At 69.0% G+C, this 24,862-nt stretch carries 34 protein-coding genes; 28 read left to right on the forward strand and 6 right to left on the reverse strand.

Annotated features, from left to right (window positions below):
- Positions 1–25: 25 nt before the first annotated feature.
- The 5 genes from PUR56_RS23695 to rfbA all read right to left on the reverse strand — a co-directional run bounded on the left by PUR56_RS23695 (position 26) and on the right by rfbA (position 4,906).
- On the reverse strand, positions 26–1,135 hold the full coding sequence (locus PUR56_RS23695; RefSeq protein WP_329950387.1) for an acyltransferase family protein: 1,110 nt from the start codon (positions 1,133–1,135) through the stop codon (positions 26–28).
- 206 nt (positions 1,136–1,341) lie between these two features.
- Positions 1,342–2,295 (reverse strand): NAD-dependent epimerase/dehydratase family protein, encoded by a 954-nt coding sequence (locus tag PUR56_RS23700; protein ID WP_329885393.1) that lies wholly within the window; start codon positions 2,293–2,295, stop codon positions 1,342–1,344.
- A 36-nt stretch (positions 2,296–2,331) separates the two neighbouring features.
- Positions 2,332–3,234 (reverse strand): glycosyltransferase family 2 protein, encoded by a 903-nt coding sequence (locus PUR56_RS23705; protein ID WP_329885392.1) that lies wholly within the window; start codon positions 3,232–3,234, stop codon positions 2,332–2,334.
- Between the two features lie 200 nt (positions 3,235–3,434).
- Positions 3,435–4,034: a dTDP-4-dehydrorhamnose 3,5-epimerase gene (gene rfbC / locus PUR56_RS23710; protein WP_329950388.1), complete on the reverse strand. Its 600-nt coding sequence runs from the start codon at positions 4,032–4,034 to the stop codon at positions 3,435–3,437.
- Positions 4,031–4,906, reverse strand: a complete 876-nt coding sequence (gene rfbA, locus PUR56_RS23715; protein ID WP_329885390.1) for a glucose-1-phosphate thymidylyltransferase RfbA — start codon at positions 4,904–4,906, stop codon at positions 4,031–4,033. The genes rfbC and rfbA overlap by 4 nt, the downstream gene beginning before the upstream one ends.
- Positions 4,907–4,987: 81 nt before the next feature.
- Between rfbA and rfbB the strand changes: the two genes are divergently transcribed.
- The 4 genes from rfbB (at position 4,988) to PUR56_RS23735 (ending at position 8,559) form a co-directional block, all read left to right on the forward strand.
- Positions 4,988–5,962, forward strand: a complete 975-nt coding sequence (gene rfbB / locus PUR56_RS23720) for a dTDP-glucose 4,6-dehydratase (RefSeq protein ID WP_329950389.1) — start codon at positions 4,988–4,990, stop codon at positions 5,960–5,962.
- Positions 5,959–7,275 (forward strand): lipopolysaccharide biosynthesis protein, encoded by a 1,317-nt coding sequence (locus PUR56_RS23725; protein WP_329885388.1) that lies wholly within the window; start codon positions 5,959–5,961, stop codon positions 7,273–7,275. The genes rfbB and PUR56_RS23725 overlap by 4 nt, the downstream gene beginning before the upstream one ends.
- A gap of 109 nt (positions 7,276–7,384) precedes the next feature.
- Positions 7,385–7,786 carry a DUF2304 domain-containing protein gene (locus tag PUR56_RS23730; protein WP_329885387.1) on the forward strand — a complete coding sequence of 134 codons (402 nt, stop codon included), beginning with the start codon at positions 7,385–7,387 and terminating at the stop codon, positions 7,784–7,786.
- Entirely contained in the window at positions 7,783–8,559 is a 777-nt protein-coding gene (locus tag PUR56_RS23735; RefSeq protein WP_329885386.1) for a glycosyltransferase family 2 protein, read from the forward strand. The genes PUR56_RS23730 and PUR56_RS23735 overlap by 4 nt, the downstream gene beginning before the upstream one ends.
- Before the next feature lie 198 nt (positions 8,560–8,757).
- Here the strand turns inward: PUR56_RS23735 and PUR56_RS23740 are convergent, their stop codons facing one another.
- A complete protein-coding gene (locus tag PUR56_RS23740) occupies positions 8,758–10,038 on the reverse strand; it encodes an acyltransferase family protein (RefSeq protein WP_329950390.1) in 1,281 nt (426 codons plus the stop codon).
- 506 nt (positions 10,039–10,544) lie between these two features.
- Between PUR56_RS23740 and PUR56_RS23745 the strand changes: the two genes are divergently transcribed.
- The 24 genes from PUR56_RS23745 to PUR56_RS23860 all read left to right on the forward strand — a co-directional run bounded on the left by PUR56_RS23745 (position 10,545) and on the right by PUR56_RS23860 (position 24,801).
- Positions 10,545–12,260 carry a phospholipid carrier-dependent glycosyltransferase gene (locus PUR56_RS23745; RefSeq protein WP_329950391.1) on the forward strand — a complete coding sequence of 572 codons (1,716 nt, stop codon included), beginning with the start codon at positions 10,545–10,547 and terminating at the stop codon, positions 12,258–12,260.
- A 473-nt stretch (positions 12,261–12,733) separates the two neighbouring features.
- Entirely contained in the window at positions 12,734–13,042 is a 309-nt protein-coding gene (gene rpsJ, locus PUR56_RS23750) for a 30S ribosomal protein S10 (protein ID WP_012785157.1), read from the forward strand.
- Between the two features lie 14 nt (positions 13,043–13,056).
- The gene (gene rplC, locus PUR56_RS23755) at positions 13,057–13,704 is read left to right on the forward strand and encodes a 50S ribosomal protein L3 (protein WP_327677876.1); all 648 of its coding nucleotides are present in this window, start codon (positions 13,057–13,059) and stop codon (positions 13,702–13,704) included.
- 4 nt (positions 13,705–13,708) lie between these two features.
- Entirely contained in the window at positions 13,709–14,386 is a 678-nt protein-coding gene (gene rplD, locus PUR56_RS23760; RefSeq protein ID WP_329885383.1) for a 50S ribosomal protein L4, read from the forward strand.
- The gene (gene rplW, locus PUR56_RS23765; RefSeq protein WP_030393296.1) at positions 14,386–14,706 is read left to right on the forward strand and encodes a 50S ribosomal protein L23; all 321 of its coding nucleotides are present in this window, start codon (positions 14,386–14,388) and stop codon (positions 14,704–14,706) included. Before rplD ends, rplW begins: the two co-directional genes overlap by 1 nt.
- Positions 14,707–14,742: 36 nt before the next feature.
- Positions 14,743–15,579, forward strand: coding sequence for a 50S ribosomal protein L2 (gene rplB, locus PUR56_RS23770; protein WP_329885382.1), 837 nt, complete (start codon positions 14,743–14,745; stop codon positions 15,577–15,579).
- Positions 15,580–15,590: 11 nt separating this feature from the next.
- Positions 15,591–15,872, forward strand: coding sequence for a 30S ribosomal protein S19 (gene rpsS, locus PUR56_RS23775; RefSeq protein ID WP_030055821.1), 282 nt, complete (start codon positions 15,591–15,593; stop codon positions 15,870–15,872).
- 50 nt (positions 15,873–15,922) lie between these two features.
- Positions 15,923–16,270 (forward strand): 50S ribosomal protein L22, encoded by a 348-nt coding sequence (gene rplV / locus PUR56_RS23780; protein WP_045304593.1) that lies wholly within the window; start codon positions 15,923–15,925, stop codon positions 16,268–16,270.
- Complete coding sequence (rpsC, locus tag PUR56_RS23785) at positions 16,270–17,094, forward strand: 30S ribosomal protein S3 (protein WP_329885381.1); 825 nt, start codon at positions 16,270–16,272, stop codon at positions 17,092–17,094. The genes rplV and rpsC overlap by 1 nt, the downstream gene beginning before the upstream one ends.
- Before the next feature lie 5 nt (positions 17,095–17,099).
- Entirely contained in the window at positions 17,100–17,519 is a 420-nt protein-coding gene (gene rplP, locus PUR56_RS23790) for a 50S ribosomal protein L16 (protein ID WP_030055824.1), read from the forward strand.
- On the forward strand, positions 17,519–17,743 hold the full coding sequence (gene rpmC, locus PUR56_RS23795; protein WP_063348970.1) for a 50S ribosomal protein L29: 225 nt from the start codon (positions 17,519–17,521) through the stop codon (positions 17,741–17,743). Before rplP ends, rpmC begins: the two co-directional genes overlap by 1 nt.
- Complete coding sequence (gene rpsQ / locus PUR56_RS23800; RefSeq protein WP_030055826.1) at positions 17,743–18,015, forward strand: 30S ribosomal protein S17; 273 nt, start codon at positions 17,743–17,745, stop codon at positions 18,013–18,015. Before rpmC ends, rpsQ begins: the two co-directional genes overlap by 1 nt.
- A 102-nt stretch (positions 18,016–18,117) precedes the next feature.
- On the forward strand, positions 18,118–18,489 hold the full coding sequence (gene rplN, locus PUR56_RS23805; protein WP_030393301.1) for a 50S ribosomal protein L14: 372 nt from the start codon (positions 18,118–18,120) through the stop codon (positions 18,487–18,489).
- A gap of 15 nt (positions 18,490–18,504) precedes the next feature.
- A complete protein-coding gene (gene rplX, locus PUR56_RS23810) occupies positions 18,505–18,816 on the forward strand; it encodes a 50S ribosomal protein L24 (RefSeq protein ID WP_030055828.1) in 312 nt (103 codons plus the stop codon).
- Positions 18,816–19,385 carry a 50S ribosomal protein L5 gene (gene rplE / locus PUR56_RS23815; RefSeq protein ID WP_030300393.1) on the forward strand — a complete coding sequence of 190 codons (570 nt, stop codon included), beginning with the start codon at positions 18,816–18,818 and terminating at the stop codon, positions 19,383–19,385. The genes rplX and rplE overlap by 1 nt, the downstream gene beginning before the upstream one ends.
- Before the next feature lie 4 nt (positions 19,386–19,389).
- Positions 19,390–19,575: a type Z 30S ribosomal protein S14 gene (locus PUR56_RS23820; RefSeq protein WP_030393303.1), complete on the forward strand. Its 186-nt coding sequence runs from the start codon at positions 19,390–19,392 to the stop codon at positions 19,573–19,575.
- A 270-nt stretch (positions 19,576–19,845) separates the two neighbouring features.
- Positions 19,846–20,253, forward strand: coding sequence for a 30S ribosomal protein S8 (rpsH, locus tag PUR56_RS23825; RefSeq protein WP_030055831.1), 408 nt, complete (start codon positions 19,846–19,848; stop codon positions 20,251–20,253).
- A 22-nt stretch (positions 20,254–20,275) separates the two neighbouring features.
- Entirely contained in the window at positions 20,276–20,815 is a 540-nt protein-coding gene (gene rplF / locus PUR56_RS23830) for a 50S ribosomal protein L6 (RefSeq protein ID WP_329885380.1), read from the forward strand.
- A 3-nt stretch (positions 20,816–20,818) separates the two neighbouring features.
- A complete protein-coding gene (gene rplR / locus PUR56_RS23835) occupies positions 20,819–21,202 on the forward strand; it encodes a 50S ribosomal protein L18 (protein ID WP_329950392.1) in 384 nt (127 codons plus the stop codon).
- Positions 21,203–21,250: 48 nt separating this feature from the next.
- A complete protein-coding gene (gene rpsE, locus PUR56_RS23840; RefSeq protein ID WP_030055834.1) occupies positions 21,251–21,874 on the forward strand; it encodes a 30S ribosomal protein S5 in 624 nt (207 codons plus the stop codon).
- Complete coding sequence (rpmD, locus tag PUR56_RS23845; RefSeq protein WP_030300409.1) at positions 21,874–22,056, forward strand: 50S ribosomal protein L30; 183 nt, start codon at positions 21,874–21,876, stop codon at positions 22,054–22,056. The genes rpsE and rpmD overlap by 1 nt, the downstream gene beginning before the upstream one ends.
- 1 nt (position 22,057) lies before the next feature.
- The gene (gene rplO / locus PUR56_RS23850) at positions 22,058–22,510 is read left to right on the forward strand and encodes a 50S ribosomal protein L15 (protein WP_329885378.1); all 453 of its coding nucleotides are present in this window, start codon (positions 22,058–22,060) and stop codon (positions 22,508–22,510) included.
- Positions 22,511–22,837: 327 nt separating this feature from the next.
- Complete coding sequence (gene secY / locus PUR56_RS23855) at positions 22,838–24,148, forward strand: preprotein translocase subunit SecY (protein WP_327677856.1); 1,311 nt, start codon at positions 22,838–22,840, stop codon at positions 24,146–24,148.
- On the forward strand, positions 24,148–24,801 hold the full coding sequence (locus tag PUR56_RS23860) for an adenylate kinase (RefSeq protein ID WP_329885377.1): 654 nt from the start codon (positions 24,148–24,150) through the stop codon (positions 24,799–24,801). Before secY ends, PUR56_RS23860 begins: the two co-directional genes overlap by 1 nt.
- The last annotated feature ends 61 nt before the right edge of the window (positions 24,802–24,862 follow it).

Consider the following 24,862-nt stretch of genomic DNA (forward strand, 5'->3'; position numbering starts at 1 on the left):
TCGGCGGGCGCTCCGGCGCGACGGTTCAGCTGCCGGCCTTCGCGGGCCGGGCTCCCTCCGCGGAGCCCCGCGGCCCCGGGGCCCAGTTCCGCAGCCGCATCGCGGGCTCCTCGACGACGTGCCAGGAGAAGGCCGCCAGGGCCAGTGTCGCGGTCATGGCGGCCGCGAAGAAGCCCAGGACGCCGAAGCGCGCGAAGCCGAGCAGCGCGGCCGCCTGCTCGACCGGGAACCCGTAGATGTACACGCCGTACGAGTAGTCGTGGCGGCGTCCGACGGCCTGGAACCGGCGGGGCAGCCGGGCCGCCGCCCAGAAGAGCAGGTACACCAGGGCGGGGTGGCCGAGCACGGGATAGCCGCGCCAGTACAGCGTCCCGGCCAGGACGATCCCGGCGGCCAGCGCCAGCCGGTCGTCCACCGGAATCCGGTCGGCCCACAGCCGGAGGCCGGCGCCCAGCAGGAAGACGAACCCGAGGTGCACCAGCAGGTACCCGCTGAGCTGCCCGAGGACCGGGACGGCCACACCGGGGCCGACGAGCGGGGAGCCCGGGGACGGGAGGTCGGCGAGGCCTCCGGCGATCATCAGCCAGAGCGCCAGCGCCAGCGCGGGGACGACCAGCCGGCCGCGCAGCAGGCCGAGCGCGGCCAGCAGGCCGGCGAGGGCGTAGCAGAGGATCTCGTACTTCAGGGACCACAGGGCGCCGTTGAGGCTCCGGTCGAAGTTGGTCGACCGGCGGATGCCCTCGGCCAGCACGCCGGAGATGTCCCAGCCGGCCGCGGGCGAGGTGCTGCCGAGGCTGCTCAGGTAGCTCAGCGGACCGTCCGGGCGGTTCCAGAAGCCCGTCAGTGACCCGTGCTGGAAGAGGTAGAGCAGCGGTACGAGGGCCAGGGCGCAGACCAGCAGCGAGCCCCAGAGCCCGGGCAGGATGCGCAGGGCCCGGTGCCAGGCGAAGCGGAGGGGCGACAGGGCCGCGGCACTGCCGGTGATCATGAAGCCGGAGAGGGCGAAGAAGCCGAGGACGGCCGACTTGCCGAAGTCGGTCTGGTGACCGCTCCAGTTCCAGAGGGGGTCCAGCCGGCCCCAGCCGAGCGGGTAGACGTGCGAGACCACCACCGCGACCGCGAGCAGCAGGCGCACGGCGCCGAAGCTGTTGGCCCGACCCGTGCAGAGGTCGGCGAGGGTGCCGTGCGGGCGGAGCAGGGCGCGCAGTGTCGTGCCTTCCCGTTCACTGGGTGGCGCGGGCGCGGTGCCCGGACCCGGGGGGGTCCGGGCACCGCGCCCGTCGGGGCCGGTGGCCCGCTGAGTCTCGTACCGCCGTACTGCCGTGCTGCTTGCCGCGGGGGTCAGGCCGAGGAGGCGACCTGGGCCTGCCAGAGGTCCCGGACGGCCTCGCGCAGCGTGCGCCGGGGCTCCCACCCGAGCTGCTCGCGGGCGACGGTGACATCGAGCTGCTGCCACTCGGTCTCCGGGCCGGTGCCGTCCGGCGCGGGGACCTCGGTGATCTCGGTGGGCACCCCGCTCTCCTCGATCAGCAGCTCGACGAGCAGCCGGGCGGAGGAGGCGGTGCCGGTGCCGACGTTGACCACCGGCGGGAGGACGTCGGCGCGGGCGGCGATCAGGACGGCGTCGAGGGTGTCGGTGAGGTCGACGAAGTCGCGCTGGGCGGTGAGCGGCTGGAGGGAGAGCTGCGCGGTCTCGCCGGCCAGCCGGGCGGCGTCCAGCTTGGCGGCCATCACGCCGAGCAGGCTGTGGCCGGGCTGGCCGGCGCCGACGACGTTGCCGAGCCGCAGCGAGACCGCGTCCAGCCGGCCGGCCTCGACGGCCCGGACCAGGGCCTCGGTGGCGGCGAGCTTGAGCTTGCCGTACTCCATCACCGGGGCGGCGGGGTCGCTCTCGCGCTGGCCGGTGCCGACCGGCGCCATGCCGTACTCGTGCACGGTGCCGAGGTGGACCAGGCGGGCGGGGGAGGCCATCGCGGAGACCGCCTCGATCAGCCGGTCCACCAGGACCACGTTGGCCTGGTACATCTGCTCGTCGTTCAGGCCCCACATGCCGCCGGCCGCGTTGACGACCGTGTCGATCCGCTCACGGTCGAGCAGCGCGGTGAGGTCGGCGGCGGCGTCGGAGGAGATGTCGAAGGCGACGAACCGGCCGGGGGCCGGCACCGCCGGCGCCTTGCGGGCCAGGCTGACGACCTCGACGCCCTGCTCCAGCAGGCGGGCGCCGAGCACCCGGCCGATGAAGCCGGTGCCGCCGAGGACGGCCACCCGGGAGGGGGTCGTGTGCGGTGCGGTCATTGCGGAGATCTCCCAGGGGACGGTGGTGAGCGGGGGTCAGCGGGGGCGGGCGGCCGTGCTGGTGGCGTTGCGCAGCAGGGCCTTCGCCCCGTCCCACTGGCCGGCGCGCATCGCGCCAGGGACCAGGGTGAGGGCGTGGATCCGGGCCGACAGGTGCATCCGGGACGCCTTGGCGGCCCGCGGCCAGCCGTGTGCGTCGAGGCGGTCGGCGGCGTCGAGGAAGTACCGGCGGGCCTCGGTGAAGCGGGTGCCGCTGAAGGCCGACGAGGAGGAGATGCTGACCGCGTGCCGGCGGTACTGGAAGGCCCGGACGTCGTCGACGACCATCTGCTCGCCGGCCTGGAGCAGGTCGATGACGAGCGCGAGGTCCTGGATGATCTCCAGGTTGTCGCGGAAACCCATGGTCCGCACGGCGTCCGTGCGCCAGCAGATCGACGGGAAGTACAGCCAGTTGCCCTTGAGCAGGCTGACCGCCAGGTCCTCGCCGCCCCGCAGGGTGCGGCCCTGCTGCTTGGGCGCGTAGATCCGGCGCTTGGCCTCGTCGGCGAGCGAGCTGCTGGGCTTGCCGTCGCCGTCGATGACCTGGACGCCCGGCTGGATCATCGCGACGCCGGGGTACTGGGCCAGGATCGAGCGGATGGTGGCGACGTAGTTGGGGAGCATGATGTCGTCCGTGCCCATGAACATCATGTACTCGTGCTCGGCCATGCCCAGGCACTTGCGGTAGTTGCCGGTGACGCCGAGGTTCTTCTCGTTGCGGAAGTACCGGACCCGCGGGTCGTCGAGCTCGGCGAACCACTCCGGCACGCCGGGCTCCCGACCGTCGTCGACGACGGTCAGCCGCCAGTCCGGGTCGGTCTGGGCCAGCACACTGCGCACCGCTGCCTGCATCAGCGCGACGTCGCCGTAGTACGGAAGCAGGATTTCCAGAGTGGTCATGGTGGAGGCACATCCGCTGGTCGGAGTCGGGGCCGGAACAGGGCAGGGACCCTGTGGCTGGCCCATCATACTGAGCCCGTCCGCGCCCCTCCGCCGGGCCGAGCGCGGGGCCGAGCGCCGGGCTGCGGGCCGGGCCGCGGCCCCGCGGACGACGATGCCCGGGCCCGCCGCAGAGCGGTGGACCCGGGCATCGGACGGTCTCAGCGGGTGCGCAGGCCCTCGGTGAAGGCGAGGCACTTCTCGTAGTCCGGCAGCAGGCCGCCGGCGATCGCGTCGGCCAGCGACGGGGCGGCGTCGTCACGGGCGGACAGCTGCGGGGCGTCGGTGGGCCACTCGATGCCGAGGTCCGGGTCGAGCGGGTGCACCGCGTGCTCGCCGGTCGGGTTGTAGGTCTCGGAGCAGACGTACGACAGCGTGGCGTCGTCGGTCAGCGCGCAGAAGCCGTGGCCGAATCCCTCGGGGATGTAGACCGACTTGCGCTCGACGTCGTCCAGGCGGACGAACTCCCAGCGGCCGAAGGCGGGGGAGCCGACCCGCAGGTCCACGACCACGTCGAGGACGGCGCCGCGGACGCAGCTGACGTACTTGGCCTGGCCGGGCGGGACGTCGGCGAAGTGGATGCCGCGGACGACGTCCTTGGCGGACACCGACAGGTTGCCCTGGGCGAGGTTCAGCGGGTGGCCGACGACCTCCTCCAGCCGGTCGAAGCGGTACCACTCCATGAACAGGCCGCGCGGGTCGCCGTGCTGCTGCGGGGTGACCTCGAAGGCGCCGGGGAGGGAGAGCTCGCGGAACTTCACCGGGCGTTCTCCTCGTCGAGCAGGGCGATCAGGTAGTCGCCGTAGCCGCTCTTGCACAGCGGCTCGGCGAGTTCGCGCAGCTGCGCGTCGTCGATCAGGCCGGCCCGCCAGGCGGCCTCCTCGATGCAGCCGATCTTGAAGCCCTGGCGCTCCTCGATGACCCGCACGAACTCGGAGGCCTGGACCATCGAGACGAACGTGCCGGTGTCGAGCCAGGCGGTGCCGCGGTCGAGGATGGTGACGTGCAGCTCGCCGGTCTTGAGGTACTCCTCGTTGACGGCGGTGATCTCCAGCTCGCCGCGCGCGCTCGGGCTGAGGCCCGACGCGATCTTGACCACGCGGTTGTCGTAGAAGTAGAGACCGGGCACCGCGTAGCGCGACTTCGGCTGGGTGGGCTTCTCCTCGATGGAGATGACCTGGCCGTTGTCGTCGAACTCGACCACGCCGTACGCGGTCGGGTCGGCGACCGGGTAGGCGAAGACCATGCCGCCGTGCGGCGAGGTGCGCTCCGCGAGCCGGGTGCCGAGGCCGCTGCCGTGGAAGATGTTGTCGCCGAGGATCAGCGCGACGGGCTCGTCGCCGATGAAGTCGGCGCCGAGCACGAAGGCCTGGGCGATGCCCTCGGGCTTCTCCTGGACGGCGTACTCGAGCTTGAGGCCGAACTGGGAGCCGTCGCCGAGCAGGCGCTGGAACTGCTCCTGGTCCTGCGGGGTGGTAATGATCAGGATCTCGCTGATACCGGCCATGACCAGGGTCGACAGCGGGTAGTAGATCATCGGCTTGTCGAAGACGGGGAGGAGCTGCTTCGAGACTGCTCGGGTCAGCGGCCACAGACGTGACCCGGTACCGCCCGCCAAGAGAATTCCACGCATGCGCGCAGCTTATGTGAGGTTCGGAGCCTGCTGCTGACCCGGGGCGATGGCCCCGGGGTGCACCGGTAGACTGCCCGCACTATGCGCATCCTCGTTACCGGCGGCGCCGGCTTCATCGGTTCAGAGTTCGTCAGGCAGCTGCTGAGCGCCGACGCAACGGATCAGATCACCGTCTTCGACAAGCTCACCTACTCGGGCGTCGAGGCCAACCTGGCGTCCGTCGCCGGTCACAGCGGTTACACCTTCGTGCGTGGCGACATCTGCGACGCGGACGCCGTCGACCAGGTCATGCCCGGCCACGACGTGGTCGTGCACTTCGCCGCCGAGTCCCACGTGGACCGGTCCATCGAGGGCGCGGGCCCGTTCGTGGTCACCAACGTCCTGGGCACCCAGGTGCTGCTGGACTCGGCCAAGAAGCACGGTGTCGGCCGCTTCGTCCACGTCTCCACCGACGAGGTCTACGGCTCGATCTCCGAGGGCTCGTGGACCGAGGAGTGGCCGCTCGCGCCCAACTCCCCGTACTCGGCCTCCAAGGCCGGCTCCGACCTGCTGGCGCTCGCCTACCACCGCACGCACGGCATGGACGTGGTGGTCACCCGCTGCTCCAACAACTACGGGCACTACCAGTTCCCGGAGAAGGTCATCCCGCTGTTCACCACCAACCTGCTGGACGGCAGGAAGGTGCCGCTGTACGGCACGGGCGGCAACATCCGTGACTGGCTGCACGTCTCCGACCACTGCCGCGGCATCGAGCTGGCCATGCGCAAGGGCCGGTCCGGCGAGGTCTACAACATCGGCGGCGGCACCGAGATCACCAACAAGGAGCTCACCGAGCTGCTGCTCCAGGCCGCCGGCGCCGACTGGTCCATGGTCGAGCCGGTCGCCGACCGCAAGGGCCACGACCTGCGCTACTCGCTGGACATCACCAAGATCAGCGAGGAGCTCGGCTACACCCCGCAGGTCCGTTTCGAGGACGGCCTGGCCGCCACCATCACCTGGTACCGCGAGAACCGCGCCTGGTGGGAGCCGCTGAAGGCCAAGGCCTCCCTGCGATGACGAACCCGGTGGCCAAGCTGCTGGGGGCGCTGCCCCCGGGCGTGCGGCTCGTTCTCGGCGGCACCGTCGTGCTCGGTGTCTCGTCGTACATCTTCCTGGCGCTTGCCGGGCACAGCTTGGACACCACCCAGGTCGCGGGCGTCAACATGCTCTGGACCGTGGTCATGTCCGTCGGGTACGGACTCTTCTCCCCGGTCGAGTTGGAGCTCAACCGCCTGGTCGCGGCCCGCGACGTGGCCGGTCGCGGGCCGGGTCCGGCGATCCGGCGCGTCCTGCTGGCCACCGTCGTGGTGCTGGCCGTCGTGCTGCTGGTGGTCGCCGCCGCGGCCCGGCCGATCGCCGACCGCTTCTTCTCCGGTGACCTCTGGCTGGTCGCCGGCCTCGGCGGCGCCCTGGTGGGCCTCGCCGTCAGCTCGGTCGCCCGCGGGGCGCTGGCCGGGCTCGGCCACTTCGGCGCGTACGGCGCCCAGCTCGCGGTCGACGGCGGGCTGCGGATCGGGCTGGCCGCGCTGATCCCGCTGTTCGGCACCCACTCGCCGCTGGCGTTCGCGCTGATCCTGGTGATCTCGCCGCTGGCCGCCTCGGTGATCGGGATGCGCAAGGTGTTCGCCGACCGGCGCGGCGGCCCGGCCCCGGCCTGGCGCGACGTGACCACCGGTCTGGGCCTGCTGACCGGGTCCACCCTGCTCGCCCAGCTGATGGTCAACGCCGCGGTGGTGAGCGTGGGTTCGCTCTCGCCCTCCTCGAAGGCGCTGATCGCCGCGCTCGCCAACGCCGTGGTGCTGGCCCGCGTCCCGCTGTTCGCCTACGCCGCGATCCAGGCCTCGCTGGTCTCCTCGCTGTCCGGCGCTGCCGCCGCGGGCAACCAGGCGGAGTTCCGGAAGGTGCTGCTGCGGACCGGCGGCATCGTCGTGCTGATGTGCACGGCCGCCGGTCTGCCGACGGTCGTCCTCGGGCCGTGGGCCATCCAGGTGCTGTTCAAGGCGCAGGACGTGCTGGGGTCGACCGACTTCCTCTGGCTCGTGCTCGGCACCCTCTGCTACATGCTGGCGACCGTGTTCGGTCAGGCGCTGCTCTCGCTCGGCCGCCACCAGCGGCAGCTGCTGGCCTGGCTGGCGGGTACCGCCGTCCTGGTCGCGGTGACCCTGTCGCCGGGCGAGATCGCGACCCGGGTCGAACTCGGGTACCTGGCTGGTGCGGCGGTGAGTGCGGCTGCCATGCTATGGGCGCTGGCCCGTTCCCTGTCCGCTCCGGTCGTTCCCTCGGCGCGGGAGCGGGCGACCCCGGCAGCACGCCAGTCGTCAGAGGTGTGACACCCCTCGGCCCCGCCCAGCACCCCCGGCGGCGGCCATTCGTTCACGCCATGCCTTTAATATGTCTTTTCCTTGGCCACGCCACTGCCGCTGAAAGGCGCAACCAGTCGTGCAACTCACCGTCATCACTTCGATCACCGGCGTGCTGGTGGTCGTCTACATCCTGGAGCTGCTGCGTCGCCAGCAGCTGCGGGAGAAGTACGCGGCTATCTGGCTCGCGATCGGCGTCATCGTGGCGCCGCTCGGGTTCTTCCCCACGATCCTGGACTCAACCGCGCGCCGGCTCGGTATCGCGTCCGGCGTGAGCCTCGTGCTGTTCGCCGGCTTCGTCCTGGTCCTGCTGGTGTCGCTGCACCTCAGCTGGGAGGCCTCTCGGCTGGAGGCGGAGACCCGCACCCTGGCCGAGGACGTGGCGATGATGCGCGCCCACCTGGCCGAGCACCACGGCTTCCCGATCGCCGGTGCGAACCAGCAGGCGAGCGGCTCGACCAACCCCGAGGTGAGGGCATGATCGACGGCAAGCGGGTACTGATCATCCTTCCCGCCTGGAACGAGTCGGAGGGCCTGCCCAAGATCCTCCGCGAGATCCAGCAGAAGCTCCCCGGCGTGGACACCCTCGTCGTGGACGACGGCTCGGTGGACAACACCGCCGCCGTCGCCGCGGCGTCCGGCTCCCGCGTGGCGCAGCTGCCCTACAACCTCGGGGTCGGCGGCGCGATGCGGTTCGGCTACCGCTACGCCCACCTGCACGACTACGACGTCGCGATCCAGTGCGACGCCGACGGTCAGCACGACCCCGCCTACGTCCCCGCCCTGCTGGCCAAGCTGGACGAGGCGGACCTCGTCATCGGCGCCCGCTTCGACGGCGAGGGCAGCTACAAGGTGCGCGGCCCCCGCAAGTGGGCGATGAAGCTGCTGTCGGTGGTGCTCTCGCGCATCACCCGCACCCGCCTGACCGACACCACGTCGGGCTTCAAGGCGTGCAACAAGCCGCTCATCGAGTTCTTCGCGCAGTGGTACCCGGTCGAGTACCTGGGTGACACCATCGAGAGCATGGTCGGCGCGGCCCGCTGCGGCTTCGTCGTGCGCCAGGTGCCGGTCGCCATGCGCGAGCGCACCACCGGTACGCCCAGCGCCTCGCCCGTCAAGGCCATGATCTACCTGTCCCGCGCCGGTCTGGTGCTGCTGCTCGCGATGATCCGCCGGATGCCCGCGCACCTGAAGGCGATCCAGCCCGCGAGCCGCCAGGCCGCCCGTCGCCCCGAGCTCGTCGGCCGGGCCTAGGGCCTGGAAGCACCGGCACGAGGACAGTGACCGGGTTCCGGCCCCGCCGCACCACGCGGCGGGGCCGGACTCGTTCCCGGGCCCGGTGGGCCGTCCTGCCGGTGCGGCCGGCTCCGCGAGCTCCGCGCGCCGGAACGCCTCGGGCCCGGTACGCGGGTGCGTACCGGGCCCGAGGCGTCGGTGCGGGTGTCCGGCCGGTCAGCGGGCCGCGTGGACCCCACCGGCGGTGGTCGCCGTGACCCCGACCCCGCCGAGGGGCGCCGGGGCGGTGGCGCCGGCGGGCGCCGCTGCCGGGGCCGCCGTGCCGGCCGTGCCCGGACCGGCCTTCGGGGGCCGGCGCAGGCCGAGGTCCTTGAGCTTGAGGGCGGGCTTCTCCACCAGGAACCAGGAGCAGAGCGCCGCGAGGAGCGCCAGCGCCACCGACAGGGCCGTGTAGACGGCGTAGCCGTGGCGGTTGACCTCCCAGAGGGTCAGGCACTGCTGGATCGGGAAGGCGTAGATGTAGACGCCGTACGAGAGGTCGACCTTGGCGCCGACCTTGGTCAGCGGGCCGGGCATCCGCGCGGCCAGGACGAGCAGCACGTAGGCGAAGGCCGGCAGGCCGATGACGGTGAAGCCGCCGTAGTGGGCGGTGGCGAGGACGACGCCGAACGCCAGCACACCGGCGACCGGGTTGATCGGGAGGCGCTTCTTGTAGAGCTCGGCGACCGCGCCGAGGCCGAACATGAAGCCCACCGGCAGCAGCATCTCCATGCTCAGCCAGTCGAGGAACGGGAAGCGCCAGCCCTGCAGGTCGGTCGGGGCGTAGAGCGGCAGGCGCAGCCGGTCGAAGTCCACCGCCATCGACACCAGGTAGGCGTACATGCCGGCGACCAGCAGGGCCACCGCCCAGCGGGCCCGGTGGAGGATCCCGAGCGCGGCGAGCGCGGCGACCGCGAGGTAGCAGAACACCTCGTAGGAGAGCGACCAGACCGAGCCGTTGAAGGCGGTCGGGTGCGGGTTGTGGTCCAGCAGGCCGGAGACGCCCCACTGGCCGACGCCGATCCCGTAGTTGGCCTTGAGGTAGGACCACGGCCCCTGGGGGTGCGACCAGAAGCCGTCGAGCCGGCCCTGGTGGTACGCGACGAGCGGCGCGATGACGAGCGCCGTGACCAGCAGGCAGACCCAGAGACCGGGAAGGATGCGGATCGCCCGGTTCCACATGAACCGGCCGGTGCTCAGCCGCATGCCACTGCGGGTGATCAGCAGGCCGGAGAGGACGAAGAAGCCGGCGACCGCCATCGCGCCGACGTTCGTCTGGCCTTGCGCCTGGTCGTAACCGAGGTCGTGCTTCCCCATGCCGAGCGGCATGGCATGGGCGAAGATCACCGAGAGCGCGAGGACGAGACGCAGCAGTCCGAAGCCGTTCTTGCGTCCGAGCGCCTCGGACAGCGGGGGGCAAGCCAGCAAGGCGGGCCGCTTGCGCTGAGTGCGTGACATGTGTGGAGGCTCCGGGCCGGTAGGTGAGCCAGGCGGCCCCGGGTGTCGGGGGCGGCCCTGGGGTCGGTGGCGAGGGATTGCACGAGTGGCTGTTCCCAGCTTATCGGGGCCGTTTTCGAGCCGTGGGGGCGCGGCGGCGTGGCGACCACTCGGCGGTCACGTTATGACACGCCTGCGGCCTGTGGCTACCATGAGCGTCACGCTGGGTGTGGTATGTGAACGGGCCGGATGCGATCGGTCCGTGTACGCCGCGACCGGGAAGCGCATGACCTGGTGCGCCACTTGTTAGCGTGACCTCCGCAGCCGGCCCGTTCGGACGAACGGTCCGGCGGAGTGGGCCGCGGTCGGGCCGGGCGGTCTGCCGAAATCCTATGCGGAGCCGGACTAGGAAGAGTCGGAGTTCAGTGCAGACTTCAGCGGAAACTGTCGAGGAGCACCGGGACGGTGCTCGGACGGGCGGACAGCCGGTCGCCGCGTCCCGGTCGACGGGTCTGACGGCCCGGGCTGTGCAGCGGTTCGAGGAGGCCCGCGGCCGGCGGTGGTTCTGGCCGGCCGCCCTGGTGGTCGGGTACGCCGTCGAGGTCGCCTTCCGGCTGGTGCTCGTCCGCCACCTGAGCTACCCCTCGGTGCACGCGGACGAGGACTCCTACCTCGTCCTGGCCCGTGTGCTCGCCGGACGCCAGACCACCGAGATGCCGGTCGGCGTGGTGATCCCCGGGGGCTACCCGCTGCTGATCTCCCCGGCCCTGCGGCTCTCCGACGACCCGGCGATGGCCTACCACCTGATCATGGGGATCAACGCGCTGCTCAACGCGCTGGTCTTCCCGCTGGCCTACCTGGCGCTCCGCCGCCTGGGCCTGCGCCGGCTGCTGGCGTACGTGTTCGCCGGGGTCACCGCGCTGCTGCCGCCGGTGATCTTCTACTCCGAGTACGTCATGGCGGACACCGTCCTGCCGGTGCTGATCCTGGCCTGGCTGCTCTGCATGCACGGCTGGCTGAGCGACGGCCCCACCAAGCACCGCTACTGGTACGCGGCCGGCACGGGTGCCGCCGCCGCCTACTCGCTGGCGACGCACGACCGCGGCGGCGTCGTGGTGGCCCTGACCGGGGTGGTCTTCGTCGGCGTCCTGCTGCTGCGCTGGGCGCCGTGGCGGACCACCGTGGCGGGCCTCGGTGCGCTGGGTGCCGGCGTGCTCTTCGCCAAGGCGCTGTCCTGGTGGCTCAACCGCCAGTTCGAGGTGGAGCCGAGCAAGGTCGGCTCGTACCTGTGGGACGGCCTGAAGAACCCCGACATCCTGCAGCGCACGCTGACCAGGACCACCGGGCAGATCTGGTACTTCATCGTCTCCACCTGGGGCATCGGCGGCCTGGCGGTCGTCACCTGCCTGTTCGCGCTCTTCAGCAGCCGCTTCCCGCGCCCGCACCGGATCGTCGGCGGCGTCATGGTGGCGCTGCTCTTCGGCACCGCGCTGGCCTCCGCCGCGGCCCTCCCGGACGACGCGCGGATCGACAACTGGGTCTACGCCCGCTACCTGTCGTACCTGGTCCCGGTCGCCTTCGTGGCCGGCGTCGCCGTCCTGGCCCGGTTCGGCCGGCGCAGCCTCGGCTACGCGGTGGCCGGCACGGTCGGCCTGACCCTGCTCCTCGCCCAGTTGGTGATCTGGTCGGCGGGCTCGCAGCTGTACAAGCAGGTCTTCATCGGCTGGGGCATGCCGGACGTCCTGTTCCTGGCCAGCGACTGGAGCAAGCTGAACATGATGCGGTCGACGACCGCGGCGTTCATCATCCTCGGCGCGGTCGTGATGCTCCTGCTCGCGGGCGGACGCAAGGTCCTCTGGGCGGTCGGCCTCTCGCTCGCGCTGTTCGCCGGGTTCGCGACGACCACCATCACCGAGCAGATCACCGACCCGTACACGTCCTGGCGCAAGACCTACGCGACCGGCTTCACCAAGGCCGCCGGCATCAAGCCCAAGGACAACGTGGTGCTCGCCTGGGACCTCGACGGCAGCACGCGGATGGCCCAGGCCTACGAGGTCTACCTCGGCCGGGTCTGGTACCGCGACCCCCGCTGGCAGCCCGTCCCCCCGCAGGCGAACGTGATCGTCACCCCGCTGCCGGAGGAGGGCAAGGCGCCCGAGGCCTACTGGCACGACCACCCGGCGCAGTGGTACGTCGAGCGGGTCAACAAGGGCCAGGGCTGGATGGTCTGGCGCAAGCACTGAGCGTCACACGGTCCGGCCGCCGCGTGACGTCGCGCGGCCGGGCCGTGCGGTCGGGGCCGGTGGGGGATACCCCCACCGGCCCCGATTGGCTTTACGGCTGCTCCATGTGGCAGTATGTCCAAGTTGCTCGGTTGAGTGCCGATGCTGCGCGCCTCCCGCCGGGAGGACTGGAAGCGAGTCCCATGTACTCGTCGTTCCCGTGATGGCCGTTCATGTGTTCACGGACAGTGTGTGGACACAGTGGTGTGAAGTCGACACCGCGGCAGCTGCGGGGCGAAAGTACGGGAATCTTCCGGGAAGCGTGAGCGGGGCCTCAACGCGGGCGTCCACGGAACCGACGGGTTCCACCGACCACAGCTGATACCGACGGAGTGATTCGCCGGTTTTTTGCAAGCGCGGGCGCGACACGCCCGAGCGCGGGGGTCGGAGGACGACCGTGCAGTGACTTATGACAAAAGGACTACAAGGTAGCCATGGCGGGACAGAAGATCCGCATCCGGCTCAAGGCCTACGACCACGAGGTCATCGACTCCTCGGCGAAGAAGATCGTCGAGACGGTGATCCGAACTGGTGCGCAGGTCGCAGGCCCGGTGCCGCTGCCCACTGAGAAGAACGTGTACTGCGTCATCCGCTCGCCGCACAAGTACAAGGACTCGCGCGAGCACTTCGAGATGCGTACTCACAAGCGTCTGATCGACATCCTCGACCCCACGCCGAAGACGGTTGACTCGCTCATGCGTCTCGACCTGCCGGCTGGCGTCGACATCGAGATCAAGCTCTGAGAGGCGCACCGAAGATGGCTAAGCAGATTAAGGGCATCCTGGGCGAGAAGCTCGGCATGACCCAGGTCTGGGACGAGAACAACCGGATCGTTCCGGTGACCGTCGTCAAGGCTGGGCCCAATGTCGTGACCCAGGTCCACACCGCCGACAGCCCGGCCGGCTACGACGCCGTGCAGATCGGCTTCGGCGAGATCGACCCCCGCAAGGTGAACAAGCCCCTCGCGGGCCACTTCGCCAAGGCCGGCGTCACCCCGCGTCGTCACCTGGTCGAGCTCCGTACGACGGACGCGTCCGAGTACACCCTCGGCCAGGAGATCACCGCGGAGCTGTTCGAGGCGGGTGTCAAGGTCGACGTGACCGGCACCTCCAAGGGCAAGGGCTTCGCCGGTGTCATGAAGCGCCACAACTTCCGGGGCCTCGGCGCCGGTCACGGTGTGCAGCGCAAGCACCGCTCGCCCGGCTCGATCGGTGGCTGCGCCACCCCGGGTCGTGTGTTCAAGGGCGTACGGATGGCCGGCCGGATGGGCCACGAGCGCGTGACCACCCAGAACCTGACCATCCATGCCGTTGACGCGGAGAAGGGGCTGCTCCTCATCAAGGGCGCAATCCCGGGCCCGAACGGCGGCCTCGTCCTCGTCCGCACCGCGGCGAAGGGGCTGTGAGGATATGAGCACCATTGACATCCTGTCGCCCTCGGGCGACAAGACCGGCAGCCTGGAGCTTCCGGCCGAGATCTTCGACGCGAGGGTCAGCGTTCCGCTGATGCACCAGGTCGTCGTGGCGCAGCTCGCTGCGGCCCGTCAGGGCACCCACAAGACCAAGACTCGTGGCGAGGTCCGCGGTGGCGGCAAGAAGCCGTACCGCCAGAAGGGCACCGGCCGCGCCCGTCAGGGCTCGACCCGCGCCCCGCAGTTCGCCGGCGGTGGCGTCGTGCACGGTCCCGTGCCGCGTGACTACTCGCAGCGGACGCCCAAGAAGATGATCGCCGCCGCCCTCCGCGGTGCGCTCACCGACCGGGCCCGCCACAACCGCATCCACGTCGTCACCGACGTGATCGCGGCCGAGGCGCCGTCGACCAAGGCCGCCAAGGGTCTGTTCGGCAAGATCACCGAGCGCAAGAACATCCTCCTCGTCGTCGAGCGTGCCGACGAGCTGGGTCTGAAGAGCGCCCGCAACCTGCCGCACGTGCACATCCTGGACGCCGGCCAGCTGAACACCTACGACGTGCTCGTCTCCGACGACGTGGTCTTCACCCAGGCCGCCTTCGAGCGTTTCGTGGCGGGTCCCGCCGCGTCCGCCAAGGCCGTGGCTGCTGAGGGCGAGCTCGAAGGGAGCGCCGCCTGATGGCTGCAGAGATCACGAGCAAGACGTTCACGGACCCCCGTGATGTCCTGGTGAAGCCGGTCATCTCCGAGAAGAGCTACTCGCTCCTCGACGAGAACAAGTACACGTTCGTCGTGTCGCCCGGTGCCAACAAGACCCAGATCAAGCAGGCCGTCGAGGCGGTCTTCTCGGTCAAGGTCGAGTCCGTCAACACGCTCAACCGTCAGGGCAAGCGCAAGCGCTCCAAGACGGGTTTTGGCAAGCGCAAGGACACCAAGCGCGCCATCGTGACGCTGGCTGAGGGCAACCGCATCGACATCTTCGGTGGTCCGACCTCCTGACGGAGGCCGTGATCGTCGATCAAGACGAGGACGAAAATGGGTATCCGCAAGTACAAGCCGACTACGCCGGGCCGCCGTGGCTCCAGCGTGGCCGACTTCGTCGAAATCACGCGGTCCACGCCGGAAAAGTCGCTGGTTCGCCCCCTGCACAGCAAGGGCGGCCGTAACAACGCCGGTCGGATCACCGTTCGCCACCAGGGTGGCGGTCACAAGCGCGCCTACCGTGTGATCGACTTCCGTCGTCACGACAAGGACGGCGTGCCGGCCAAGGTCGCGCACATCGAGTACGACCCGAACCGCACCGCGCGCATCGCGCTCCTGCACTACGCGGACGGCGAGAAGCGCTACATCATCGCTCCGCGCGGCATCGCGCAGGGTGACCGGGTCGAGAACGGCGCCGGCGCCGACATCAAGCCCGGCAACAACCTGCCGCTTCGCAACATCCCGGTCGGTACGACCATCCACGCGGTGGAGCTGCGTCCCGGTGGCGGTGCCAAGATGGCCCGCTCCGCCGGTGCCGGCATTCAGCTGCTGGCGCGTGAGGGCAAGATGGCGCACCTGCGCATGCCCTCCGGTGAGATCCGCCTGGTCGACGCGCGCTGCCGCGCGACCGTCGGCGAGGTCGGCAACGCCGAGCAGTCGAACATCAACTGGGGCAAGGCCGGCCGTATGCGCTGGAAGGGCGTTCGCCCGACCGTGCGTGGTGTGGCCATGAACCCGATCGACCACCCGCACGGTGGTGGTGAGGGTAAGACCTCCGGTGGTCGCCACCCGGTCTCGCCGTGGGGCCAGAAGGAGGGTCGTACCCGTCGCCCGAAGAAGGCGTCGGACGCTCTCATCGTGCGCCGCCGCAAGACCAACAAGAAGCGCTAGGAGCAGGTCAGATGCCGCGCAGTCTCAAGAAGGGCCCCTTCATTGACGGCCACCTTCTCAAGAAGGTGGACGCGCAGAACGAGGCGGGTACCCAGAACGTCATCAAGACCTGGTCCCGTCGCTCCGTGATCTTCCCGGCCATGCTCGGCCACACGATCGCGGTGCACGATGGCCGTAAGCACGTCCCGGTGTTCGTCACCGAGTCGATGGTCGGCCACAAGCTCGGCGAGTTCGCGCCGACGCGTACCTTCCGCGGTCACGTCAAGGACGACCGCAAGTCGAAGCGTCGCTAGTCGCCAGCGAGATTACCGACTCAATGACTTACACCAGCAAGGGGACAACCATGGAAGCCAGGGCCCAGGCGCGGTACATCCGCGTCACGCCCATGAAGGCCCGCCGCGTGGTGGACCTCATCCGTGGCCTGAACGCCACGGAGGCCCAGGCGGTCCTGCGTTTCGCTCCGCAGGCCGCGACCGTGCCGGTCGGCAAGGTGCTCGACAGCGCCATTGCCAACGCCGCGCACAACTACAACCACTCCAACGTGGACGACCTCGTCATCAGCGAGGCGTACGTTGACGAGGGCCCGACCCTGAAGCGGTTCCGTCCGCGTGCCCAGGGCCGTGCCTACCGGATCCGCAAGCGGACCAGCCACATCACCGTGGTCGTCAGCAGCAAGGAAGGGACCCGGTAATGGGCCAGAAGGTTAACCCGCACGGGTTCCGCCTCGGCATCAGCACGGACTTCAAGTCCCGCTGGTACGCCGACAAGCTGTACAAGGACTACGTCAAGGAAGACGTCGCCATTCGTCGCATGATGACGAAGGGCATGGAGCGCGCCGGCATCTCCAAGGTCGAGATCGAGCGCACCCGCGACCGCGTCCGCGTCGACATCCACACCGCGCGCCCCGGCATCGTCATCGGTCGCCGTGGCACCGAGGCCGACCGCATCCGCGGCGACCTCGAGAAGCTGACCGGCAAGCAGGTCCAGCTGAACATCCTCGAGGTCAAGAACCCCGAGCTGGACGCCCAGCTCGTGGCTCAGGGCGTCGCGGAGCAGCTGTCCTCCCGCGTCTCCTTCCGCCGTGCCATGCGCAAGTCGATGCAGGGCACCATGAAGTCCGGCGCCAAGGGCATCAAGGTCCAGTGCTCCGGTCGTCTCGGCGGCGCCGAGATGAGCCGTTCGGAGTTCTACCGCGAGGGCCGTGTGCCGCTGCACACCCTGCGCGCGAACGTCGACTACGGCTTCTTCGAGGCCAAGACGACCTTCGGCCGTATCGGCGTGAAGGTCTGGATCTACAAGGGCGACGTCAAGAACATCGCCGAGGTCCGCGCTGAGAACGCCGCTGCCCGCTCGGGCAACCGTCCGGCCCGTCCCGAGGGTGGTCGTCCCGCCCGCGGTGGCGAGCGCCGTGGTGGCGAGCGCGGTGGCCGTGGCCGTCGTCCCGCCGGTGCCGAGGCTCAGGCCCCGGTCGCCGCCGAGACCCCGGCTGCCGAGAACACCGGAACGGAGGCCTGACCGCAATGCTGATCCCCCGTCGGGTCAAGCACCGCAAGCAGCACCACCCCAAGCGCCGCGGCGCTGCCAAGGGTGGCACCGAGCTCGCCTTCGGCGAGTACGGCATCCAGGCCGTCACCCCGGCCTACGTGACGAACCGGCAGATCGAGTCCGCTCGTATCGCCGTCACCCGTCACATCAAGCGTGGCGGCAAGGTCTGGATCAACATCTACCCGGACCGTCCGCTCACCAAGAAGCCGGCCGAGACCCGCATGGGTTCCGGTAAGGGTTCGCCCGAGTGGTGGATCGCGAACGTGCACCCGGGTCGGGTCATGTTCGAGCTGTCGTACCCCAACGAGAAGGTGGCTCGTGAGGCGCTGACCCGCGCAGCTCACAAGCTCCCGATGAAGTGCCGGATCATCCGGCGCGAGGCAGGTGAGAGCTGATGTCGGCCGGCACCAAGGCTGCTGACCTCCGCGAGCTGGACAACGAGGGTCTCGTTGCCAAGCTCCGTGAGGCCAAGGAGGAGCTGTTCAACCTCCGCTTCCAGGCGGCGACCGGGCAGCTCGACAACCACGGACGGCTCAAGCTGGTCCGTAAGGACATCGCGCGGATCTACACCCTGATGCGCGAGCGCGAGCTGGGCATCGAGACGGTGGAGAACGCCTGATGACTGAGAACACCAACGAGACGCGCGGTTTCCGCAAGACCCGTGAGGGCCTCGTCGTCAGCGACAAGATGGACAAGACCGTCGTCGTCGCCGTCGAGGACCGCGTCAAGCACGCGCTGTACGGCAAGGTCATCCGCCGTACGAACAAGCTGAAGGCGCACGACGAGGCGAACGCCTGCGGCATCGGCGACCGGGTCCTCCTCGCGGAGACCCGCCCGCTGTCCGCGACGAAGCGCTGGCGCGTCGTCGAGATCCTCGAGAAGGCCAAGTAACGAAGTTGATGCGGTACGGCCGTATGTGCACCAGGTCCCTCGCGGGCGCTGGTGTGAGCAGCGGCCGGCCCGTCAGCTCTCGTTGACGATCAGGAGAAAGCTGTGATCCAGCAGGAGTCGCGACTGCGTGTCGCCGACAACACGGGCGCGAAGGAAATCCTTTGCATCCGCGTTCTCGGTGGTTCCGGTCGCCGCTACGCCGGTATCGGGGACGTCATCGTCGCCACCGTCAAGGACGCGATCCCCGGCGGTTCGGTGAAGAAGGGTGACGTCGTCAAGTGCGTCGTCGTCCGTACCGTGAAGTCGCGCCGTCGTCCCGACGGTTCGTACATCCGGTTCGACGAGAACGCCGCTGTCGTTCTCAAGAACACCGACGGTGACCCCCGCGGTACCCGCATCTTCGGCCCGGTGGGCCGCGAGCTGCGCGACAAGAAGTTCATGAAGATCATCTCGCTTGCGCCGGAGGTGCTCTAACCCATGGCGAACAGCATGAAGATCAAGAAGGGTGACCTGGTCCAGGTCATCACCGGCAAGGACCGCGGCAAGCAGGGCAAGGTCATTCAGGCCATGCCCGCCGAGAACAAGGTCCTGGTCGAGGGTGTGAACCGGGTCAAGAAGCACACCAAGCCGGGCCCGGGTACTCAGGGTGGCATTGTCACCGTCGAGGCCCCGGTGCACGTCTCCAACGTCCAGCTGGTCGTGGAGAAGGACGGCAAGAAGGTCGTCACCCGCGTTGGCTACCGCTTCGATGACGAGGGCAACAAGATCCGCGTTGCCAAGCGAACCGGTGAGGACATCTGATGTCTGAGACGTCTGTTGAGAAGGTGACCCCCCGTCTCAAGGAGCGTTACAACTCCGAGATCAAGGGTCAGCTGCAGGAGCAGTTCTCGTACGAGAACGTCATGCTGACGCCCGGCCTGGTCAAGGTCGTCGTCAACATGGGTGTCGGCGAGGCCGCCCGTGACAGCAAGCTGATCGAGGGCGCGATCCGCGACCTGACCGCGATCACCGGTCAGAAGCCGGCCGTGACCAAGGCTCGCAAGTCCATCGCGCAGTTCAAGCTGCGCGAGGGCCAGCCGATCGGCACCCACGTCACCCTCCGTGGTGACCGCATGTGGGAGTTCCTGGACCGTCTGGTGTCGCTGGCTCTGCCGCGTATCCGTGACTTCCGCGGTCTCTCCCCCAAGCAGTTCGACGGCCGTGGCAACTACACCTTCGGTCTGACCGAGCAGGTCATGTTCCACGAGATCGACCAGGACAAGGTCGACCGTCAGCGCGGTATGGACATCACCGTCGTGACCACCGCTCAGACCGACGACGAGGGCCGGGCGCTCCTGCGCGCTCTGGGCTTCCCGTTCAAGGAGGCGTGAGCCAATGGCGAAGAAGTCCCTCATCGCGAAGGCCGAGCGGAAGCCGAAGTTCGGCGTCCGGGCCTACACCCGGTGCCAGCGCTGCGGTCGTCCGCACTCGGTGTACCGCAAGTTCGGCCTCTGCCGTGTGTGCCTCCGTGAGATGGCCCACCGCGGCGAGCTGCCGGGCGTGACCAAGAGCTCCTGGTAGTCCAGGACCTCGCGGTAACGCCATAGCGAAGCAGGTGTGCCCGATCCCACAGTGCCCCGTTTTTGGGGCTGCGTACGGAATCCCGTAAGGTAGTGAGGTCGGGCCCCCTGTCGCGGGAGCTCCATAGCTGCCGTCGACCCTCTTCGGAGGGCTCGCACCCAGTCTTACGACGCCGCAGGTCCCCTGCGTCTGTGCCCCCGCCGCACTCCTCGGAGTGCGGCGGGGGGACCTGGCGCGGAGAAACCACGGCGAGAGAGGCCTGAGGCCATCATGACCATGACCGACCCCATCGCAGACATGCTCACGCGTCTGCGTAACGCGAACTCGGCGTACCACGATTCCGTGGCGATGCCGGCCAGCAAGATCAAGGCGCACGTCGCCGAGATCCTGCAGCAGGAGGGGTACATCTCCTCCTACAAGGTTGAGGAGCCCGTCGAGGGCGAGGTCGGCAAGAAGCTGACCATCGAGCTCAAGTTCGGCCCCAACCGTGAGCGCTCGATCGCTGGCATCAAGCGGATCAGCAAGCCGGGCCTGCGGGTCTACGCAAAGTCCACCAACCTGCCGAAGGTGCTCGGCGGCCTGGGCGTGGCGATCATCTCCACGTCCTCGGGTCTCCTCACCGACAAGCAGGCTGCCAAGAAGGGCGTAGGCGGAGAAGTTCTCGCCTACGTCTGGTAATTCGGGAAACGGAGGTACAGCAATGTCGCGCATTGGACGGCTGCCCATCCCGGTTCCCGCCGGCGTGGACGTCACCATCGATGGCCAGGCGGTCTCGGTGAAGGGCCCGAAGGGCTCCCTCACCCACCACGTCGCCGCGCCGATCGAGATCGGCAAGGGCGAGGACGGCAACCTGCTCGTCACCCGCCCCAACGACGAGCGTCTGTCGAAGGCCCTGCACGGCCTTTCCCGCACGCTGGTGGCGAACATGATCACCGGCGTGACCGCGGGCTACCGCAAGTCGCTGGAGATCAGCGGTGTCGGCTACCGAGTTCTGGCGAAGGGCTCCAACATGGAGTTCCAGCTGGGCTACAGCCACCCGATCCTGGTCGAGGCCCCGGAGGGCATCACCTTCGTCGTCGAGTCGGCCACCAAGTTCCACGTGGACGGCATCGACAAGCAGAAGGTCGGCGAGGTCGCCGCAAAGATCCGCAAGCTGCGCAAGCCCGACCCGTACAAGGCCAAGGGCGTCAAGTACGCGGGCGAGGTCATCCGCCGCAAGGTCGGAAAGAGTGGTAAGTAAGCGATGAGCGTCTCTGTCAAGATCGGCAAGGGCAACGCCTACAAGAGCGCCGCTCGCAAGCGCCGCGCGATCCGCGTTCGCAAGCGCGTCGTCGGCACCGAGGCGCGTCCGCGCCTCGTCGTGACGCGCTCGAACCGTCACATGGTCGCCCAGGTCATCGACGACGCGCAGGGTCACACCCTGGCGTCGGCGTCCACCCTCGACGTGTCCATCAAGGGCGCCGAGGGCGACAAGACCGAGCTGGCCAAGAAGGTCGGGAGCCTGGTCGCCGAGCGCGCCAAGGCTGCCGGCATCGAGTCGGTCGTCTTCGACCGCGCGGGCAACCGGTACGCCGGCCGCATCGCCGCCCTGGCGGACGCGGCCCGCGAGGCCGGGCTCGACTTCTAAGCCGCTCGTCGGCTCAGTCGACGGACGTAATCGAGAGAGGTAATTCCAATGGCTGGACCCCAGCGCCGCGGTAGCGGCGCCGGCGGCGGCACCGGCGGTGGCGAGCGGCGTGACCGTAAGCGTGACGACCGGGGCAACGCCCCCGCCGTCGAGAAGACCGCTTACGTCGAGCGTGTGGTCGCGATCAACCGTGTCGCCAAGGTTGTCAAGGGTGGTCGTCGTTTCAGCTTCACCGCGCTGGTCGTGGTGGGCGACGGTGACGGCACCGTAGGTGTCGGTTACGGGAAGGCGAAGGAGGTTCCGGCCGCCATCGCCAAGGGTGTTGAGGAGGCCAAGAAGAACTTCTTCAAGGTCCCCCGTATCCAGGGCACCATCCCGCACCCGATCCAGGGCGAGAAGGCTGCCGGCGTCGTGCTCCTGAAGCCGGCTGCCCCCGGTACCGGTGTTATCGCCGGTGGCCCGGTGCGTGCCGTGCTGGAGTGCGCCGGTATTCACGACATCCTGTCGAAGTCGCTCGGCTCCGACAACGCGATCAACATCGTGCACGCCACGGTGGCCGCTCTGAAGGGCCTCGTGCGCCCCGAGGAGATCGCCGCCCGTCGTGGCCTGCCGCTGGAGGACGTGGCTCCCGCGGCTCTGCTGCGGGCTCGTGCTGCAGGGGTGAGCGCCTGATGGCTCGCCTGAAGATCACGCAGACCAAGTCCTACATCGGCAGCAAGCAGAACCACCGCGAGACGCTGCGCTCGCTGGGTCTGAAGCGCATGCACGATGTGGTCGTCAAGGAGGACCGTCCCGAGATCCGCGGGATGGCCCAGACCGTGCGTCACCTCGTCACGGTCGAGGAGGTGGACTGAGATGGCTGACTCGCCGATCAAGGTGCACAACCTGCGTCCCGCCCCGGGTGCCAAGACCGCCAAGACCCGTGTCGGTCGTGGTGAGGGCTCCAAGGGTAAGACCGCCGGTCGTGGCACCAAGGGCACCAAGGCCCGCTACCAGGTTCCGCAGCGCTTCGAGGGTGGCCAGATGCCCCTCCACATGCGCCTGCCGAAGCTGAAGGGCTTCAAGAACCCGTTCAAGATCACGTTCCAGGTTGTCAACCTCGACAAGCTGGCCGAGCTCTACCCGCAGGGTGGCGAGGTCACTGTCGAGGACCTGGTCGCCAAGGGCGCGGTTCGCAAGAACTCCCTCGTCAAGGTGCTCGGCACCGGCGAGATCTCGGTCGCCCTGCAGGTGACGGTCGACGCCGTCTCCGGCTCGGCCACCGAGAAGATCACCGCCGCCGGCGGTACCGTCACCGAGCTCGTCTGAGCCCGCTGACTTCGTGAGCCCCGCACTTCCCCTCAGGGAGGTGCGGGGCTTGCGCCGTTTCCGGCCGCGCCCTTTCCCGGCGGTCCGGATTCCGGTGATCCGCCCTCGTTCTTTTGTGTGGCAAAACCGGGCATCCCGTACCCCGTGAGTGGGGGAGGGACGGTACGCGCTTCTTTCGAGCGGCCGCGCACTGTTAGAGTCCGTGGAGTTCCCTTGTAGGCTGCGCGTAGGCTCGCCTGTGCCGTCTGTACGGGGGCCCGTACCGCCCAAACTCCCATTCAGGACCGACCCTCCCGCCGACGACGCGCGGGAGGCGCAGGAGGCACCGTGCTCAGTGCGTTCGCGCGGGCGTTCCAGACGCCCGACCTGCGCAAGAAGCTGCTGTTCACGCTGGGCATCATGGTGCTGTTCCGGCTGGGCTCGCACATCCCTGTTCCAGGGGTGGACTTCCAGGCGGTTCACGCCTGTATCAAGGAGACCAAGAACAACGGCCTCTTCGGACTGGTCAACCTGTTCAGCGGTGGCGCGCTCCTCCAGCTGACGATCTTCGCCCTCGGCATCATGCCGTACATCACGGCGAGCATCATCCTCCAGCTCCTCACGGTCGTGATCCCGCGACTCGAGGCGCTGAAGAAGGAGGGCCAGGCCGGTACCGCGAAGATCACGCAGTACACCCGGTACCTGACCATCGCGCTCGCGGTGCTCCAGGGCACCGGCATCGTGGCGACGGCCTCCAGCGGCGCGCTCTTCTCCGGCTGCGTCTACGCCAACCAGATCGTGCCGGACACCGGGGTCTTCCGGATCGCCGTGATGGTCCTGACCATGACCGCCGGCACCACGGTGATCATGTGGCTGGGCGAGCTGATCACCGACCGCGGCATCGGCAACGGCATGTCGCTGCTGATCTTCACCTCGATCGCCGCGCAGTTCCCGACCTCGATGTGGGCCATCAAGGGTTCCGGCACCATCGGCGGTGGCTGGGTCGAGTTCCTCTCCGTCATCGCGATCGGCGTCATCGTTGTGATGCTCGTCATCTTCGTCGAGCAGGCGCAGCGGCGGATCCCGGTGCAGTACGCGAAGCGGATGATCGGCCGCCGGGCCTTCGGCGGCACGTCGACCTACATCCCGCTGAAGGTGAACCAGGCCGGTGTCATCCCGGTCATCTTCGCCTCGTCCCTGCTGTACATCCCGGCCCTGGTGGTCCAGCTGACCAACAGCCAGTCCGGCTGGGCGGTGTGGATCAACCAGCACTTCGTCCGCGGTGACCACCCGGTCTACATGGCCACGTACTTCCTGCTGATCGTCTTCTTCGCCTTCTTCTACGTCGCCATCTCCTTCAACCCCGAAGAAGTTGCCGACAACATGAAGAAGTATGGTGGGTTCATCCCGGGTATCCGGGCCGGCCGCCCGACGGCCGAGTACCTGAACTACGTGCTCACCCGCATCACGTGGCCGGGTTCGCTCTACCTGGGCCTGATCGCGTTGATCCCGATGATCGCCCTGGTCGCCTTCGGACAGCAGACCAACTTCCCGTTCGGCGGCACCAGCGTCCTCATCGTCGTCGGCGTCGGACTCGAAACTGTGAAGCAGATCGAGAGCCAGCTCCAGCAGCGCAATTACGAAGGGTTCCTCCGCTGATGCGTATCGTCCTCGTCGGGCCTCCCGGGGCCGGGAAGGGTACTCAGGCGCACTTGCTCGCCAAGACCCTGTCCATTCCCCACATCTCCACCGGCGACCTCTTCCGCGCCAACATCGGCCAGGGCACCCCGCTGGGTGTCGAGGCCAAGAGCTACATGGACGCGGGCCGGCTGGTGCCGGACGAGGTCACGATCGGGATGGCCAAGGACCGGATGCTCCAGGAGGACGCCGTCAACGGCTTCCTGCTGGACGGCTTTCCGCGCAACCTTGGCCAGGCCAAGGCGCTGGACGAGTTCCTCACCGAGCAGGGCATCGCGCTCGACGGCGTGCTGGACCTGGAGGTCCCCGAGGACGAGGTGGTCCGGCGGATCGCCGGCCGTCGCCTCTGCCGCAACGACGGCGGCCACGTGTTCCACGTGGACTACAACGCGCCGAAGACCGAGGGCGTCTGCGACGAGTGCGGCGGCGAGCTGTACCAGCGTTCGGACGACACCGAGGACAAGGTGAGGACGCGGCTGGAGGTCTACCACACGGAGACCGAGCCGATCATCGACTACTACCGCCAGCAGGGCCTGATCGCGACGATCCCGGCCCTCGGCAAGGTGGACGAGGTCACCGCCCGCGCGATCGAGGCGCTGAAGCAGGACAGCTGAGTTTTTTGAGCGGCGTACCTACGGCCGCGTTGCCCTTCCGGGGCAGCGCGGCCGTAGGTCG

The organism is Streptomyces sp. BE303 (assembly GCF_036290945.1).
Taxonomy (GTDB): domain Bacteria; phylum Actinomycetota; class Actinomycetes; order Streptomycetales; family Streptomycetaceae; genus Kitasatospora.

Excerpts from the sequence above, each read along its gene's own strand:
- PUR56_RS23700 (WP_329885393.1), bottom strand. The coding sequence starts at position 2,295 with ATGACCGCACCGCACACGACCCCCTCCCGGGTGGCCGTCCTCGGCGGC.
- rplE (WP_030300393.1), top strand. The coding sequence starts at position 18,816 with ATGTCTGAGACGTCTGTTGAGAAGGTGACCCCCCGTCTCAAGGAGCGT.
- rplX (WP_030055828.1), top strand. The coding sequence starts at position 18,505 with ATGAAGATCAAGAAGGGTGACCTGGTCCAGGTCATCACCGGCAAGGAC.
- PUR56_RS23820 (WP_030393303.1), top strand. The coding sequence starts at position 19,390 with ATGGCGAAGAAGTCCCTCATCGCGAAGGCCGAGCGGAAGCCGAAGTTC.
- rpsJ (WP_012785157.1), top strand. The coding sequence starts at position 12,734 with ATGGCGGGACAGAAGATCCGCATCCGGCTCAAGGCCTACGACCACGAG.
- rplD (WP_329885383.1), top strand. The coding sequence starts at position 13,709 with ATGAGCACCATTGACATCCTGTCGCCCTCGGGCGACAAGACCGGCAGC.
- rplV (WP_045304593.1), top strand. The coding sequence starts at position 15,923 with ATGGAAGCCAGGGCCCAGGCGCGGTACATCCGCGTCACGCCCATGAAG.
- rplR (WP_329950392.1), top strand. The coding sequence starts at position 20,819 with ATGAGCGTCTCTGTCAAGATCGGCAAGGGCAACGCCTACAAGAGCGCC.
- PUR56_RS23735 (WP_329885386.1), top strand. The coding sequence starts at position 7,783 with ATGATCGACGGCAAGCGGGTACTGATCATCCTTCCCGCCTGGAACGAG.
- PUR56_RS23740 (WP_329950390.1), bottom strand. The coding sequence starts at position 10,038 with ATGTCACGCACTCAGCGCAAGCGGCCCGCCTTGCTGGCTTGCCCCCCG.
- rpmD (WP_030300409.1), top strand. The coding sequence starts at position 21,874 with ATGGCTCGCCTGAAGATCACGCAGACCAAGTCCTACATCGGCAGCAAG.
- rplW (WP_030393296.1), top strand. The coding sequence starts at position 14,386 with ATGGCTGCAGAGATCACGAGCAAGACGTTCACGGACCCCCGTGATGTC.
- PUR56_RS23725 (WP_329885388.1), top strand. The coding sequence starts at position 5,959 with ATGACGAACCCGGTGGCCAAGCTGCTGGGGGCGCTGCCCCCGGGCGTG.
- rplF (WP_329885380.1), top strand. The coding sequence starts at position 20,276 with ATGTCGCGCATTGGACGGCTGCCCATCCCGGTTCCCGCCGGCGTGGAC.
- rfbB (WP_329950389.1), top strand. The coding sequence starts at position 4,988 with ATGCGCATCCTCGTTACCGGCGGCGCCGGCTTCATCGGTTCAGAGTTC.
- rpsQ (WP_030055826.1), top strand. The coding sequence starts at position 17,743 with ATGACTGAGAACACCAACGAGACGCGCGGTTTCCGCAAGACCCGTGAG.
- rfbA (WP_329885390.1), bottom strand. The coding sequence starts at position 4,906 with ATGCGTGGAATTCTCTTGGCGGGCGGTACCGGGTCACGTCTGTGGCCG.
- rpsH (WP_030055831.1), top strand. The coding sequence starts at position 19,846 with ATGACCATGACCGACCCCATCGCAGACATGCTCACGCGTCTGCGTAAC.
- rplB (WP_329885382.1), top strand. The coding sequence starts at position 14,743 with ATGGGTATCCGCAAGTACAAGCCGACTACGCCGGGCCGCCGTGGCTCC.
- rplO (WP_329885378.1), top strand. The coding sequence starts at position 22,058 with ATGGCTGACTCGCCGATCAAGGTGCACAACCTGCGTCCCGCCCCGGGT.
- rpsC (WP_329885381.1), top strand. The coding sequence starts at position 16,270 with ATGGGCCAGAAGGTTAACCCGCACGGGTTCCGCCTCGGCATCAGCACG.
- PUR56_RS23860 (WP_329885377.1), top strand. The coding sequence starts at position 24,148 with ATGCGTATCGTCCTCGTCGGGCCTCCCGGGGCCGGGAAGGGTACTCAG.
- rpmC (WP_063348970.1), top strand. The coding sequence starts at position 17,519 with ATGTCGGCCGGCACCAAGGCTGCTGACCTCCGCGAGCTGGACAACGAG.
- rplC (WP_327677876.1), top strand. The coding sequence starts at position 13,057 with ATGGCTAAGCAGATTAAGGGCATCCTGGGCGAGAAGCTCGGCATGACC.
- PUR56_RS23705 (WP_329885392.1), bottom strand. The coding sequence starts at position 3,234 with ATGACCACTCTGGAAATCCTGCTTCCGTACTACGGCGACGTCGCGCTG.
- rplP (WP_030055824.1), top strand. The coding sequence starts at position 17,100 with ATGCTGATCCCCCGTCGGGTCAAGCACCGCAAGCAGCACCACCCCAAG.
- rpsS (WP_030055821.1), top strand. The coding sequence starts at position 15,591 with ATGCCGCGCAGTCTCAAGAAGGGCCCCTTCATTGACGGCCACCTTCTC.
- rpsE (WP_030055834.1), top strand. The coding sequence starts at position 21,251 with ATGGCTGGACCCCAGCGCCGCGGTAGCGGCGCCGGCGGCGGCACCGGC.